Raw genomic sequence first — 15,094 nt, 5'->3', positions numbered from 1 at the left:
GTTGTTCAGTACGCTGAATGAATACGGAACCGGAGGAGGTTGTCATGAGCACCACGATGATCGAGCACCGCGACCTCACCACTGCGGATCGTTGTGATCGTTGCGGCGCACAAGCCTATGTGCGTATCACTTTGTACAACGGCGGCGAGCTCCTCTTCTGTGCCCACCACGCTCGGGCACACGAAGACAAGCTGAAACAGGTGGCCTTACACATTCAAGACGACACCACGAAGCTGTCCTCACGTGCCTGAGAGACCTACTGCCTGCAACACCGACGGTGTGGTCGATGTAACGGTGGTCCATCCAGGTGTGATCGTCACTCGGTTTCGATTTCGTCCTCACGAATGAGCCGCTGGAGTTCCAATCCGCCGAGGGAATCATCGACCGCACCGTCGGTGTCGTCGAGGCGGAATCCGTGACGCTGGTAGAACCTGATCGCGCGGGCATTGTTGGCGAAGACCCACACATAGGCTGGGCGGCCTCCGAGACAGGACCTGAGAAGCTCGTCCGAAGCCCCACAACTGCGAGCTTCAGGCAGAACGTGAAGAGTCGCAACCTCCCATGGCGTAGGAGCGTCTGGACTGGTAGATGTGCGCACCATCGCCACTCCAACGATTTTCATGTCGAGGCGGTCGACAAGAATCTTAAAGATCGCCCCCTCATCCATGAACTGTTGCCATTGTTCAACAGTGGTGTGGACAATACCGGGACCGGTGACTTCGCTGAGGATGTCTTTGGGGATCACCCCCTGACCAATTTCCCGGAAGCACACCACTTGAACACCCACAGCCTCAGGCAGGTCTTCGCGGTGTGCATCCCTGACGACGAAACGACCGGGAGCCGTGGCCGGATCGTGCGCCGTTCTTGACGATGTGTCGACATTGACTGACGTATCCATGACCTGATCCTACCGGTCTGAAGCCTCACGCAGGCGCGGTTTGCACGGCCAATGGGGGGTTCGACACCAAGGGGACAGCGGATTCAACGAATCCAGCGCTCCAAAACGTAGGCCGGATCTTCATCTCGGTGATCGTCAAGATAGCCGTCAGGTGAAAAGCCGTTACGCCGATAGAACGCTTTAGCGCGGGCATTGTCTGGATAAACCATGACGTAGGCCGGCGAATCACCGATGGCGGTCTTCATGAGGGCTTGTCCCAGCCCTGTGCCATGCAGGCGGGAACGGACATAGAGGCTCTCGAGTTCCAACGGAGTGGGGGCATCGAGGTGGACTCCTGCCCACGCGAATCCGACGAGATCGAGAAGTCCATCGGTGGTCGATTCGGTATCGACAGCCAACCAGACATATTCGCCGTGAGACATTCGGTCATCGAGAGTCGGCCCCAGATCTGAACGGTGGGAGTCAAACCATGTCAGACACCATGGCGAGTAACTGAGAAAGGACTCCTCCCAGCACGTCCTCATACACGCCGCAACAGCCTGGCCATCGCCGACGGCCGCCTGTCTGATTCTGATAGCCATGATCCCTCCTGTGCCGTGATCGTACCTATCACGGCCCCTGAGTACCGTGGACACGTACCAGACACGCAAACCCTTCGTCATCTCCACTATCGCCCTTCTCTTTGCCCTTCTGGGGAGAGGCGCTGTTCGAGTGGTGGCCGTTGTCGTCTCAGCGATGGCCCTCATCATTCCGACCGCCCTCACTGTGTCGACGACATGGGTGAGCCATCCCTATATCGTGTCGAGATCAGCGTCCACGGTAAGGACGCCGCCACCATAGCCACAGATTCCGGAATGACCGGAATTCGCACCATCGAAGTTGACCACTCCCCCGATCTCGTGACCGCTTGCCGCAACGGCGGAATGACGATGGTGCGAGTCTGGGGAGACGGGGTCTACGCTTCCGACGCTTTTATGGATGCCTGCGACGAGAACGGAATCCTCGTGTGGCACGATTTCATGCTCGCCTGTATTGACTACCCCGGTGACGATCGGGAATTCATGTCCGAAATACGTACCGAAGCCGATTATCAGACCCGTCGTCTGGCCAACCATCCGAGCCTTGCGCTGTGGGCTGGCGGCAATGAGGTGCAGGCCATGCACCAGGCGGTATGGCGCAATCTGGACCCAGGGGCGTGGGGATCGGAAATCTTTGACGAAATCTTGCCTGAAGCCGTCGGTCGCAATAGTCCCACCGTGGATTACTGAGCCAACAGCCCTGCCACTGACATCGACACCGATCCGCGCATCAATGGCACCGGTTCCGGCGATCGCCATGCCTGGGAGGTCTGGCACGGAGCAGACATCGGTGGCCCCACTGCGCCGGAACCTTGGTCTGGCAGCTCAATGAACCCTGGCCCAGAATGACGTGGTCCTTACTCGATCATAACCTCGGAGCCAAGCCTGGCTATTACGCAGCAGCTCACGCCTTCGCGCCGACCCTGCCCATCCTACGGCTGACAAACGAGGCCTTGGAACTATGGATTAGCAATGCCCGACCAGCCCGTGTCACTGACACCGTGACCCGGAGTCCGGGCCGACGTTTCAGCCCTCGACGTGCGACCCGGCAGCAGCGTCATCATGAACCTGGAAGGGTTACCTGATGGGTTCAACCCTGACGAGATCACCGTCCGACACTTCCTTGACGACGTGAAACGATGATGTCATCACTCGAACATGACAGAAGGGGGCACCCGTACGGGTGCCCCACATTCGTCGCGGTGAGTCCTCAGTCGAGGTAATCGCGCAGCACCTGAGAACGACTCGGGTGGCGCAGTTTCGACATCGTCTTGGACTCAATCTGACGAATACGCTCACGGGTGACGCCGTAAACCTTGCCAATCTCGTCGAGGGTCTTCGGCTGACCATCGGTCAATCCGAATCGCATCGACACCACCCCGGCCTCGCGCTCGGACAAGGTATCCAGAACGTCGTGCAACTGCTCCTGCAACAAGGTGAAGTTGACGGCATCTGCCGGCACGATGGCCTCGGAATCCTCAATAAGGTCGCCGAACTCTGAGTCACCATCTTCACCCAGCGGGGTGTGCAGAGATATCGGCTCGCGACCGTACTTCTGCACTTCGATGACCTTCTCGGCAGTCATGTCGAGTTCTTTGGCCAGCTCCTCAGGAGTAGGTTCACGTCCCAGGTCCTGAAGCATCTGACGCTGGACGCGGGCCAGTTTGTTAATGACCTCGACCATATGCACCGGGATACGGATGGTGCGCGCTTGGTCAGCCATGGCACGGGTGATGGCCTGCTTAATCCACCATGTGGCGTAGGTCGAGAACTTATAGCCCTTGGTGTAGTCGAACTTTTCGACGGCGCGGATGAGACCGAGGTTGCCCTCCTGAATGAGGTCGAGGAAGAGCATGCCGCGACCGGTGTAGCGCTTGGCCAACGACACCACCAGGCGGAGGTTGGCCTCCAGTAGATGGTTCTTAGCCGCCTTGCCATCCTCGGCGATCCACTCGTAATCCTCGCGATCCTTCTCCGGGATCTTGGCATCCGGGTCAGCCAACTGCTCACCGGCGAACAAGCCGGCCTCAATACGCTTAGCGAGGTCAACTTCCTCGACAGCGTTGAGCAGGGCCACCTTGCCGATCTGCTTGAGGTAGTCCTTGACGGGATCGGCGGTGGCACCAGCAACCATGACGGTCTGCTCGGGTTCATCGGCGTCATCGTTGTCGGACAGGGAGAAAGCCTCGGTCTCCTTATTAATCTGCTGCTCGTCCTTGGCAGCCTCAGCCGGGTCATAATCACGCTCGTCGACGTCATCGAGCGAACGCTTCTTACCGCCAACGGTCAGCACAACGTCGTCGCCGTCGCGCTCTACCGTCACATCAACCTTGCCGGAAGCCGCCTCGGCAATGGTGGTTTCCTTCTTGGCTTTCAATCGAGTGGTCGACTTCTTGCCTGTGGACTTCTTCGTTCTGGTCGACTTTGTTGCAGAGGCTTTCGTCCCGGACGACTTCGTGGTCGTCGACTTAGCCCCAGAGGCCTTCGTGCCCGAGGCTTTCGAGGCACTCGAAGCTTTCTTAGCACTCGAGGTTTTCGTCGTACCTGAAGCCTTCGTCGCTTTCGCTGCTGCAGTCTTGGTGGATTGTGCAGCGGTCTTCGTACCGGCAGACTTTGTCGTGGACTTCTTACTAGAGGTCTTCGTGGCTGCGGAGGCCTTGGTCGCGCCAGCCGACTTTTTGGTCGACGCCTTCGCAGTCTTGCTCGACGCCTTCTCGGCGGATGACAAATTCGTCTTCGTCGTGGTCTTCTTGGCCCGGCCGGTAGTACCGGTCTTGGCAGAGGTGGAACGTGTGCGCTTCCTCGTGGTGGCTGTCTTCGCCTCCTCGTCTGCTGCGGTTTTTGCAGTGCTGGACGTGGTGGTCGACACGGGTATCCTCTCCAAGGACTGACTAGTCCTTCAGTGCTGTCCCCTCCAAAATGGGTCCAAGAGAACCGGCGAACAACCGCCTAGCAGACCCAAGGGCATACGACGCCCGGGAGGCGTCAAGACCCTGGAGCAATTGTGGCACCACCCGACCAATGACACAAACTGAGGTGTCCTACTGCGCTCTCCTGCCATGGAATGGCTGCACCATACAACCAGGTACGACCACAGTCTGATCCTCCGCTTTCGGCCACGACTGCAGGCGCTCTTCCACCGATGAGGGATGACAACCGACCCTTCTCGCGTTGATATAGGCAACAGCTAGTCAGACGGAGAAAGGCGAAGTACATGGACACCAAGTCCCGGGTTCGTACCACCGATGGCATTGATGGAAAGGACGCCGTCGGCCTCTACTTGGACGGAATCGCCCGCACCCCGCTGCTCAATGCTGCGGAGGAGGTCGCATTAGCCCGACGGATCGAAGCGGGTGTGTATGCCCGCGCCATTCTCGAAGGCCATGCTGAGACCACCTCAGATGCCACCAAGGAGGAACTGCATATCATCGCGGCTGACGGTGACGAGGCCATGGCCCACTTCGTGCGCGCCAACCTGCGCCTGGTCGTCTCGGTAGCCCGCAAGTACGGTCGGTCTCAGATGCCACTTCTCGACCTGGTTCAGGAAGGCAACACCGGCCTCATCCGCGCCGTCGAAAAATTCGACTACGCCAAGGGATTCAAATTCTCGACTTACGCGACCTGGTGGGTGCGTCAGGCCATCAGCCGCGGCATTGCTCAGCAGGGACGCATTGTCCGTCTCCCGGTCCATGTCGCCGAACAGGTGAATCAGGTTTCAGCCGCCCGCCGCAACCTCGAACGTCAGTTGGGCCGTGAGCCGGAAACCTCCGAGATCGCTGAAGAGCTGGAAATCACCGAAGAGCGCGTCATAGAACTCATCCGTTTCGGGCGCGACCACGTCTCCCTCGACGCCCCGGTCGAGGACGACGGCGACACCAGCTTGGGTGACCTCATTGCCCGTGAGACCTCCCCCGGCCCCGACGATATTGTCCTAGACGCCGAGGATCGCGGTCGTCTCGAAGGGCTACTCGACGATCTCGATGAGCGCTCCGCAGACATCGTGCGTAGGCGCTACGGACTCGTTGACGGTCGCCAAGCCAAGCTTGCCGACATTGGCAAGGTCTGGGGAATCACTGCCGAGCGAGTCCGTCAGATCGAGCGTGCCGCCCTGGCCACAATGCGTCAGCGAAACCTGGCCACCATGGCCGCCTGACCAAGGCAATCCTCTGGAGGTGGGAGTCAACTTTGATTGACTCCCACCTCTTGTCATATTCGAACTGCAACACACCAACACTGCGCGGTCGGGTTCAAGCCCTTGGGCGGTACTCTCCAAGGCGATGTCATTCAGGCGAATAACAGTGGTTAGGTGTTAGGCATCTCGAGGTCTACCTCATAGGCGGTGTGACAACTCCTATCCACTCAAGGCCACGCGCCTTACCCCACCGCTGCTGGGCCAATGTCTCTATACTCTCAATGGTGAAAAGCCGCCTCCAGTTCCTCACCATAACAAGCAGGTAGCGCCATGGTTGACGTCACCTATCCCTCCGAGCGCATGGCTGTCCGGGGACTGATTAACGAGCACGCCTACGAACAGGCTCTCATCGAACATCTTCGTGATGACCTGGGCTATGAGTATCTTCACGGGCCCGATGTTGCGCGTAGTACGAAGGATTACCATGACGTGTTCCTTCCGAAGATACTTCCCAGCAGCCTTCGCCGCATTAACCCTGGGCTGCCGCAGCCGGCCATCGAGCAAGCCATCCTCAAGATATCGAGTATCGACGCGGGTTCGCTCTACCAGAAAAACGAGGTATTCAATGGCTACCTTCAATCGGGCGTGGAGGTCCACTTCTACGACGGCAAGGAGGAGCGCGACGACATCGTCTACCTGCTGGACTATAAGAATCCGCTAAACAATGTGTTCCACGTTGTGGATCAGTGGACGTGTGTGGAGTACTCCAAGAAGCGGGCCGACCTCATCGTCTTCGTCAACGGTATGCCCCTCGTGTTATTTGAGCTGAAGAGCCCCTCGCGTGAGGAAACCGACGCATCCGACGCGTACAAGCAGCTGCGCACCTATATGAACCACATTCCGAGTATGTTCGTGCCGAATGCCTTCTGTGTGATGAGCGATCTCACCGAGACGCGGGTAGGCACGATCACTGCCAACGAGGACCGCTATGTCGCCTGGAAGACTGTCAACGGCGACTACACCGGTACGGCATACGCGGACTGGAAGACGATGCTCGACGGCATGCTCGCCAAAGAGCACCTCATTGACATTGTGCACAACTTCATCTGTTTCAATGACTCGTCCGAGAATGTCGTGAAGATTCTGGCCGGCTACCACCAGTACTTCGCCGTTCGTAAGGCAGTAGAGCGGGCTGTGGAGGCCGTGGAGGGTAACGGCAAGATCGGCGTTTTTTGGCACACACAAGGCTCAGGCAAGTCGCTGTCAATGGTGTTCTTCGCGCACCTTTTACAGGAGCGCCTCGACAGCCCAACCATCGTGGTTATCACAGACCGTAATGACTTAGACGATCAACTCTTCGGACAATTCAGCCGCTGCAAGACGTTCCTACGGCAGGAGCCGGTGAAAGCCAAGAGTCGTCAGGACCTGAAGGATCTGCTGGTGGGACGAGAGGCGAACGGCATCGTCTTCACCACCATGCAGAAGTTCATGGACGACGACGAGCCGCTGTGCGACCGCAGCAACGTCGTGGTGATGGTAGACGAGGCCCATCGAGGCCAGTACGGACTCACCGAGCGCATGGACGCCGAGGGTAATGTCTCCATCGGCGCGGCCCGCATGGTGCGTCAGGCGCTGCCCAACGCCAGCTACATCGGCTTCACAGGCACCCCTATTGCCACTGGGGATAAGAACACCCGCGAGATCTTCGGTGACTACATTGACGTGTACGACATGACGCAGGCTGTGGAGGATAACGCGACCCGGCCGGTCTTCTACGAAAGCCGCGTTGTTGCGCTGCATCTGGACGAGGACGTTCTTACACAGCTTGACTCCGTATACGCTGAATATGCCGAACATGCCGATGCGGAGAGCATCGAGTGCAGTAAACACGAGCTAGGTCGCATGGATGCCATCTTCGGCACCCCTGAAACCATCAATGCGCTGTGCACCGACATCGTGGAACACTACGAGACTAACCGAGCTGACGTGCTCACGGGCAAAGCCATGATCGTGGCCTATAGCCGCCCTATAGCGATGAAAATCTACGACAAGCTCATGGAGTTGCGACCCGAGTGGCGAGACAAGGTCGGCGTCGTGATGACCATGAGCAACCAGGACCCCGAGGAGTGGTTCGACGTCTGCGGCGGCACTACTCATAAGAAGGAGATGGAACGCAAGTTCAAGAGCGACGATAACCCGATGAAGATCGCCATCGTGGTGGACATGTGGCTCACAGGCTTCGACGTACCAAGCCTGGCGACCATGTACGTGTTCAAGCCAATGCGTGGCCACAACCTGATACAGGCCATCGCGCGAGTGAACCGCGTGTACCCCGGCAAAGAGGGCGGCCTGATTGTCGATTACATTGGCATCGCGGGTGCCCTCAAGCAGGCCATGAAGGATTACACAGCGCGCGACAAATCCAACTACGGCGACATGGATGTCGCGAAGACCGCATACCCGAAGTTCCGCGAGAAACTTGAGGTGTGCCGCGATCTGCTCTACGGCTTCAACTACCACGACCGGATATTTGGCGGCAGCAACCAAGAGCTAGCCAGCTGTATCACCGACGGCGTCAACTGGTTGCTCGACCCCACCCGCACCCACCAGACTGAGGACCTGCTCAAACAGGCGCAGCTTATGAACCAAGCGCTCTCCCTGTGTAAGAGCCTCGTATCTGAGCAGGACCAGCACGAGGCGGCTTTCATATCTGTGCTACGCGTGCAGGTGCTACGCATCCAAGGCAGGAGCGGAAGCGGCGGAGGCGGTATGAGTTATGCCGAGCTAAACCACCGTGTGACCGCAATACTGCAACATGCAGTCAAGAGTGACGGCGTCATCGACCTGTTTGAGCACAATAGTGTCGAAGTATCGCTATTCGATAAGAGGTTTCTCGACGAACTCGCCACTATGCAAGAGAAGAACATCGCTTTCGAGACCCTTAAGCGGCTCATCAAGGAGCAGGTGCGCTGTTATCAGCGCACCAGCGTTGTGAAATCGCAAAAGTTCAGCGAGATACTACAGAAGGCCATCAACAGCTACCTCAATGGCATGCTCACCAACGCCCAGGTCATCGATGAGTTACTCAAGATGGCCAAAGAGATGATGACAGAGCGCGGCGAGGCCGAAGCATTGGGGCTGACGCAAGAGGAACTGGCCTTCTACGACGCGCTAACCAAACCGCAAGCCGTGAAGGACATTTACACCAACGACCAGCTGGTCGAGATCACCCACGAACTGACCGAAGCGCTGCGGAAGAATTGTACGATAGATTGGCAGCATAAGAAGAACACACAGGCCGGCATGCGCAGCATCATCAAACGGCTGCTGAAGAGCCATAAATACCCACCCGAGGGGGCCGAAGAAGCCTTGGAGACCGTCATGGCCCAGTGCGAGCTGTGGGCGGACACACAGGACTACGAATAGGAACGAACTATGGCACGCAGGAAGACCGACAACACTGCCGAGATCGGTTTTGAGCAGCAAATATGGACGGCAGCCGACAAGCTACGGGGCAACATTGATGCCTCTGAATACAAGAACGTGGTACTCGGCCTCATCTTCCTGAAATACGTTTCGGACAAGTTCAACGCCCGTCATGAGGAACTCGTTGACGAAGGCGAGGGCTTCGAAGAGGACCGCGACGAGTACGCCTATAAGAACATCTTTTGGGTGCCGAAGGAGGCTCGTTGGGATGTCATCGGTGGTGCCGCCCATACCCCCGAAATCGGCAAGGTTATTGACAACGCTATGCGGCTTATCGAAGCCGAGAACGACACCCTGAAGGGCATTCTGCCTAAGACCTTCGCCCGCCAAGAGCTGGACAAGCGGCGACTCGGCGAGGTGGTGGACATCTTTACAAACGTGCACATGGCGGACAAGGGCGACACCCGTGACATCCTGGGGCGCACCTACGAATACTGCCTGTCGCGTTTCGCCGAGGCCGAGGGAAAGAACGCCGGCGAGTTCTACACACCGGCCTGCGTGGTGAAAACGCTAGTCGAGATCATCCAGCCATACCATGGGCGCGTCTACGACCCGTGCTGTGGGTCCGGCGGCATGTTCGTGCAGTCAGCGGATTTCGTGCAACGCCACCAAGGCAGAATCAACGACCTGTCAGTGTTTGGTCAGGAATCCAACCCGACGACCTGGAAGATGGCGATGATGAACCTCGCGATCCGGGGCATCGAGGCCGACCTAGGAGGTTTTAACGCTGACACGTTCTTCAACGACCTACACAAGGACAAGCGTTTCAACTTCGTGCTTGCCAATCCGCCGTTCAACATGAGTGATTGGGGCGGCCAGCAGCTGGCCGAAGACCCGAGGTGGGAATACGGGACACCGCCCGCAGGTAACGCGAACTTCGCCTGGATGCAGCACATGATCCACCATCTGAGCGCATCTGGCCGGATGGGCATGGTGCTTGCTAACGGTTCCCTCAGCTCACAAACGAACAATGAGGGAGCTATTCGCCAAGCAATCGTGGAGGCTGGACTGGTAGAGGGAATCGTGGCCATGCCGGACCGCCTCTTCTACAGCACCGGCATCCCGGTGAGCCTGTGGATCATCAGCAAGGACCCGACAAGGGAACGCAAGACACTGTTCGTCGACGCCCGCGAGATGGGCACGATGGTCAGCCGTCGGCTACGCGAGTTTACCGACGAGGACATAGCCAAAGTAGCAGCAGCGTTCGACGCTTTCCGTAATGGCAATCTGGAGGACGAGAAGGGTTTCTGCGCTGCCGTAGACCTCGAGGACATCGCCAAGCAGGACTACATACTCACCCCCGGCCGCTACGTGGGCATCAAAGACGAAGAAGACGACGGCGAACCATTCGAAGACAAGATGAAACGCCTGACTGGCGAGCTTGCCAAATGCTTCGAGGAGTCCAACCGGCTGCAGGAGCAGATAAAGAAGAATCTGGAGGCTATCGGCTATGGGTTCTAAGAAGCTAGGCGAACTCTGCTCATTCAGCCGCGGTGCCAGTGTCCCACGCACACGTATGTACGAGACTGGGGACTACCTCTACATTCACTATGGGGATCTTTATAAAGGGTTTAACCTACGCATTGATGTAAATAACCCACAGAAACCTATCCCCTACATTCTCGGTAATGAGCGCATTAAAGAAGAGCAATGGCTACACGACCAAGACATAGTATATGTACTAACTTCAGAGACCGTGGAAGACTTGGGCCGCTCTTTTCTTTTCAACAACCCACTCGACCTTCCGACGGTAGCCGGGACTGAGACCACCATCGTTCACGTCAACCGCAAAGATCTCCTGGTTCCTGCATACCTCAACTACTTGATGCACTTGCCGCGATTTAAACTGCTCCTTAGACAGTACGTGAGAGGAATGAAGGTCTTCCGCGTACATCCGGACGACCTTTCGCGTATCGAAATAGATTTACCAACAATTCAACAGCAACAAAAAACCGTTTTCTTGCTTGATCTGCTATTTAAAAAACAGATGGCAATCAGCCGTACAAATGATTATTTAGCTGCATAGGAAGCTCAATCTGGGAAACATCAATCTCACCCGACATAAGCTTCGGAAGTAGCGAATCTCTCAGTTCTCCAAGTTTGCGCGACTGAACCTTAAGCCCAATCATTTCATCAACAATGGGCTGAATATGGGCAGTGAGATCCTCCATCCTACTAGGCGGAGGAATAAGAACCTTGGACTCTCGTAACTCATTACGCTTGATATGCCCCATTGTAGTCGCGCGGTTTTTGGCTAGAGAGATAAACCGCCGCATATGCTGCTTAGTCCACATGTAGTAGAACCAACTTGGATAGGTATCAGATGTTACCTTGAATAAATGCTGATTGAGCCCGGAATCTCCGCCAGTCCAGAAATCAAGGAGAAGAGTGCCAGACCAGGAGAAGATAAGATCGCCGTCATGAATGGTGACCGATTCGTCAATATCGCTACGACATCTTTCCGCATCCGCTCCGCAATAACCTTGCCTAAGCTCACGAATCTTGATAACGGGAAGCCCTTTATCGCCTCCGACTGGCCTGAAGCGTTGCATAGCTAGGCCGTTTTTGTAATTGGCTATATCAAGCAACGACATGGCTGTCCAGTCATGTGGCCGACCCGCAATTATCTCATTAAAAAGCACATCCAGAATATTGGCTAAATAATCATTTGTCCGCTCGTTAAATTCAATCTTATCGTCAATGGAAGATAGAACACTTGCTATACAAGACTGCTCTTCAAATGAAGGCAACGACACTGGCACTTCGCCGAGCAAACTCGTATTAATTGATGGCATTGTTGCGCCTACGGCAACATTGCGAATATACCTGCCAACAGGCTTGGATGACAGATAATAGTAGAGGTACAGGCCATTAATTTTTGACGTCGGCCTTACTCGCAAACAGCGACCAGAAAAGAGCCACCCATTCTCTTTAGATGAGACATATGAACAACGATCGACTGATCCGACACGGCTAAAGATTATATCGCCTTCCAGCATGGCGTATTTGCTCAGGCGTTTCTTATCTTTCTCGGAAACGAAGGGCAGGTTTTGGGAAGTAAAGCGCCTACTGCCAAGATGCTCGACTGTAACAATGGGCGTCCCCTCTTTGACATAATCTTTATTGTGAAGCTGACTTCCAAAAGGGCCTGTCTGAATATCAGCAACTTCAGAGAGCAAGACACTATCTATAGTCATTCCAAGTATTTTCTGTGTGAAGCCTTCACATTGTTCTGGTTCACCATCGCGTAGTGCATGGTAGTGTCTATTCTCGCATGGCCAAGCAACTTTTGCACCTGTTCGATCGGCATCCCCTTGTCAATGGCATGAGTCGCCAAGGTACGACGGAACTTGTGAGGATAGACCCGGCCCACCCCACATGCCTTGCCAAGCTCACGAAGACGAGACTCGACCCCTCCAATACTCAAACGTGAAGCCGAGGCACCCAAAGATACGAATAACGCGGAGCTGTCGTCGTCGCGGCTCTTGAGATATGCCTGCAGGTGCAGCTTGGCACGAGCATCAAAGTAGACAGGACGCTGCTTGTTGCCCTTGCCTGTGACGACGCACTCACGCTCCTGAAGGTCGATGTCTGCGATATCAAGGTCGACCAGCTCACCGACACGCATACCTGTGGTGGCGAGCATGTCAACGATGGCGAGATCTCGAGCATTCGTGCAGCTGTCGCGTAAGGTTTCGAGGTCCTCATCAGACAAGACCTCCTTGGCTACCGTGGCGGTCTTCACTTTATGGATGCGCCGCACAGGACTCTTCACGATATAGTCTTCATCTTCAAGCCACGAGAAAAAGCTCGACAAAATACGGCGAATATTGTCGATAGTCACCTTACCGGCTCGGCGGGTAGCCTCGTAATCGGAAAGATACTTGCGCAGATCGTCACTTTCGACTTGGGTATACGGCTTGTCAATAGTATTGACCATATGTCGGATCGTGCTCTCGTAATAAGAAATAGTGCGGGGCGAGCAGCCCTCCACTTCCTTTGCCGTAAGAAACAGGTGAAGCAAATCTATTGACGGTTCTTGACGCGGTGACAATGCGAACCTGAGCACTTCTCTGAGCCGTTTAAGCTGGACACAACTCAGGACTGACTGCATCTGACCAAGAACAAAGTTTATTGTTGTCTCCATCGCAAACCCTTTCAATAGGAACGATGAAGTGATTTTACTATAGCAGGATACAGCACGCGACAAATGATTATTTGGTTGCATAGGCAGATGGATCTCGGAGACATCAATCTCTCCAGACATAAGCTTCGGAAGCAACGAATCTCGCATCTGTTCTAGTGTGAAAATCTCCCTTGTATTGCTTAACAGGAGATCGAAAATAGGTTTTGTCTGCTCATAATAAACATCGAGTACGTCTTCGCCGGGAACCTGAATTGGCATAGCTTTGATCATTTTTGAATTAACTGCGGTTGCAATCGAAGAAGTACTCCCCATCGATGCATAGTCGTATGTGAGCAACAGTGGATAGAGATAAGCCAGCCTTCGGTCGTCGTCAGACGCAAAGCAGGCAATGGCTTCGTTCGTAACCATTTCATTAGCAGCAATGCCGACTCGTCCGATCGTTAGCTTGAAACTTAGAAGGATTGATCCTGGATTACACTTACGTATATTGAACTTTTCTACTGCTTGATTGGTCAGATATTCGGAACTATCAATCAGATACACACCAGCATTACCCATATCCTTTATTGACATCCATATGACGTTATCTGCATGGTCGAAGGAAAACCATTCTTGTTGTTTGCGAGGTGGCGTCTTGCCGATATGAATCGAAAACACTTCATCAGCGCGGTATTCCCTTGTTGATTCCGTCTCAGATACTTTCCTTTGAAGAGAAACGAGCGTCTCAGCTAAATAATCATTTAGCTTCGCCACTTCATCGACCCTGTGCGTGGGATGAAGCTGCGTTGACAGGGCTTCCCTGGTTGGGTTCGACGATGATGCTGTATCTGCGGGTGACGGTAGCGCAGATGATTCTGCGATATGTTTTTATTAAGATTGAATTGGAGTATTCACGTTGCACTGGCGTCCGCTGACTGACCGCTCATAGTCACCTGCCTATCGGGAACGTCACCGAGGCGTCGACATCGTTGACGTCCACTAATTTCATAACACCCTCTTGACAACACGAAGCGATGAGTTTGCCGTCTTGCATTAAGCGGCCCATGGAGAACCCGAGCAGGCCCGAGGCACTCGGGGAAACCTGGTCATAAAGCATCCACTGATCTGCTTTGGCCGTGCGGTGAAACCACATAGCATGATCTAGGGATGCCGGATTGACGACCATACCCGGTGGGATCGAACCCACGTGAGGCAAAACAGCACCGGCCATCAAACTGATGTCGGAAATGTAAGCCAGAATGGCCCGCTGCACTACACGGTCGTCGGGCAGACCGGACGTGGTACGCACCCACAGACTCAGATGAGTGGCGTGGTTGGGGTCGACGAGGTTCGAACCATCGCTGGCCAACCGGACGTCAAGGGCATCCCATTCTTTGACAGCTGGCATTTCCCTACCGAACATCTGCTCAAGGGCTTGGGCCAGCGTCAGGCACTTGTCTGGGCTGGGCAGGTAATCGGGCATCGGATCAGAATGCTCCGGCCCATTCTCACGATTCTTAAACGACAGCTCCGCAGTGAAAATTGTCCTGCCATGCTGGCGAGCATTAACCCGACGAGTACTGAAGGTGCGCCCATCCCGGATCCGCTCAACGTCGAAGATCATCGGTAGATCAGTGCGCCCAGCGTGAAGGAACAGAGCATGCATGGAGTGAGCGGTACGCTCAGGAACCGTGCGAGCACCAGCCACTAAGGCCTGGGCAAGCACCTGACCACCAAACGTTCGCTGCCACGTCGTGCGCGGTTGTTTGCCTCGAAACAAATCAAGATCAAGGTCTTCAAGGTCGAGCAGGTCAAGCAGTTCAGCAGTCGTTGATGGCACCTATCCACTGTGCCAGATTCATGAGTCTGGCACA

11 protein-coding genes and 1 pseudogene are annotated in these 15,094 nt (G+C 55.3%); 6 read left to right on the top strand and 6 right to left on the bottom strand.

Translation table 11 applies throughout. From position 1 onward, the window contains the following. Positions 1-17 precede the first annotated feature (17 nt). Positions 18-251 (top strand): hypothetical protein, encoded by a 234-nt coding sequence (locus tag Q4B98_RS02080; protein ID WP_303195091.1) that lies wholly within the window; start codon positions 18-20, stop codon positions 249-251. Positions 252-316: 65 nt separating this feature from the next. On the opposite strand, the gene Q4B98_RS02075 is transcribed toward Q4B98_RS02080, so the two are convergent. Both Q4B98_RS02075 and Q4B98_RS02070 read right to left on the bottom strand, forming a co-directional pair. Further along, a complete protein-coding gene (locus Q4B98_RS02075; protein WP_303195089.1) occupies positions 317-898 on the bottom strand; it encodes a GNAT family N-acetyltransferase in 582 nt (193 codons plus the stop codon). Between the two features lie 83 nt (positions 899-981). Continuing rightward, entirely contained in the window at positions 982-1,422 is a 441-nt protein-coding gene (locus Q4B98_RS02070) for a GNAT family N-acetyltransferase (RefSeq protein ID WP_368492295.1), read from the bottom strand. A 249-nt stretch (positions 1,423-1,671) separates the two neighbouring features. Between Q4B98_RS02070 and Q4B98_RS02065 the strand changes: the two are divergent. Further along, positions 1,672-2,619 (top strand): annotated as a pseudogene (locus Q4B98_RS02065) (hypothetical protein); the annotation flags it as partial. A 67-nt stretch (positions 2,620-2,686) separates the two neighbouring features. Here Q4B98_RS02065 and Q4B98_RS02060 read toward each other — a convergent pair. Next, positions 2,687-4,360 carry an RNA polymerase sigma factor gene (locus tag Q4B98_RS02060; RefSeq protein ID WP_303195088.1) on the bottom strand — a complete coding sequence of 558 codons (1,674 nt, stop codon included), beginning with the start codon at positions 4,358-4,360 and terminating at the stop codon, positions 2,687-2,689. A gap of 330 nt (positions 4,361-4,690) precedes the next feature. On the opposite strand from Q4B98_RS02060, the gene Q4B98_RS02055 reads away from it, so the two are divergent. The 4 genes from Q4B98_RS02055 to Q4B98_RS02040 all read left to right on the top strand — a co-directional run bounded on the left by Q4B98_RS02055 (position 4,691) and on the right by Q4B98_RS02040 (position 11,120). Then, a complete protein-coding gene (locus Q4B98_RS02055) occupies positions 4,691-5,629 on the top strand; it encodes an RNA polymerase sigma factor RpoD/SigA (protein WP_303195086.1) in 939 nt (312 codons plus the stop codon). A 309-nt stretch (positions 5,630-5,938) separates the two neighbouring features. Further along, the gene (locus tag Q4B98_RS02050) at positions 5,939-9,034 is read left to right on the top strand and encodes a type I restriction endonuclease subunit R (protein ID WP_303195084.1); all 3,096 of its coding nucleotides are present in this window, start codon (positions 5,939-5,941) and stop codon (positions 9,032-9,034) included. 9 nt (positions 9,035-9,043) lie between these two features. Beyond that, positions 9,044-10,555, top strand: a complete 1,512-nt coding sequence (locus tag Q4B98_RS02045; RefSeq protein WP_303195082.1) for a class I SAM-dependent DNA methyltransferase — start codon at positions 9,044-9,046, stop codon at positions 10,553-10,555. Next, positions 10,545-11,120, top strand: a complete 576-nt coding sequence (locus Q4B98_RS02040) for a restriction endonuclease subunit S (RefSeq protein WP_303195080.1) — start codon at positions 10,545-10,547, stop codon at positions 11,118-11,120. Before Q4B98_RS02045 ends, Q4B98_RS02040 begins: the two co-directional genes overlap by 11 nt. Here the strand turns inward: Q4B98_RS02040 and Q4B98_RS02035 are convergent. The 3 genes from Q4B98_RS02035 to Q4B98_RS02025 form a co-directional block, all read right to left on the bottom strand. Continuing rightward, entirely contained in the window at positions 11,089-12,291 is a 1,203-nt protein-coding gene (locus Q4B98_RS02035) for a restriction endonuclease subunit S (RefSeq protein WP_303195078.1), read from the bottom strand. The genes Q4B98_RS02040 and Q4B98_RS02035 overlap by 32 nt on opposite strands. Continuing rightward, a complete protein-coding gene (gene xerA / locus Q4B98_RS02030; RefSeq protein ID WP_303195076.1) occupies positions 12,288-13,994 on the bottom strand; it encodes a site-specific tyrosine recombinase/integron integrase in 1,707 nt (568 codons plus the stop codon). The genes Q4B98_RS02035 and xerA overlap by 4 nt, the downstream gene beginning before the upstream one ends. Positions 13,995-14,169: 175 nt before the next feature. Continuing rightward, a complete protein-coding gene (locus tag Q4B98_RS02025; RefSeq protein ID WP_303195074.1) occupies positions 14,170-15,060 on the bottom strand; it encodes an acyl-CoA thioesterase II in 891 nt (296 codons plus the stop codon). Positions 15,061-15,094: the final 34 nt, after the last annotated feature.

The sequence above is a fragment of the Cutibacterium sp. genome (genome assembly GCF_030525615.1).
Lineage (GTDB): Bacteria > Actinomycetota > Actinomycetes > Propionibacteriales > Propionibacteriaceae > Cutibacterium.
The sequence above is the reverse complement of the archived record's forward strand: the minus strand, read 5'-3'. Positions and strand labels throughout refer to the sequence as shown.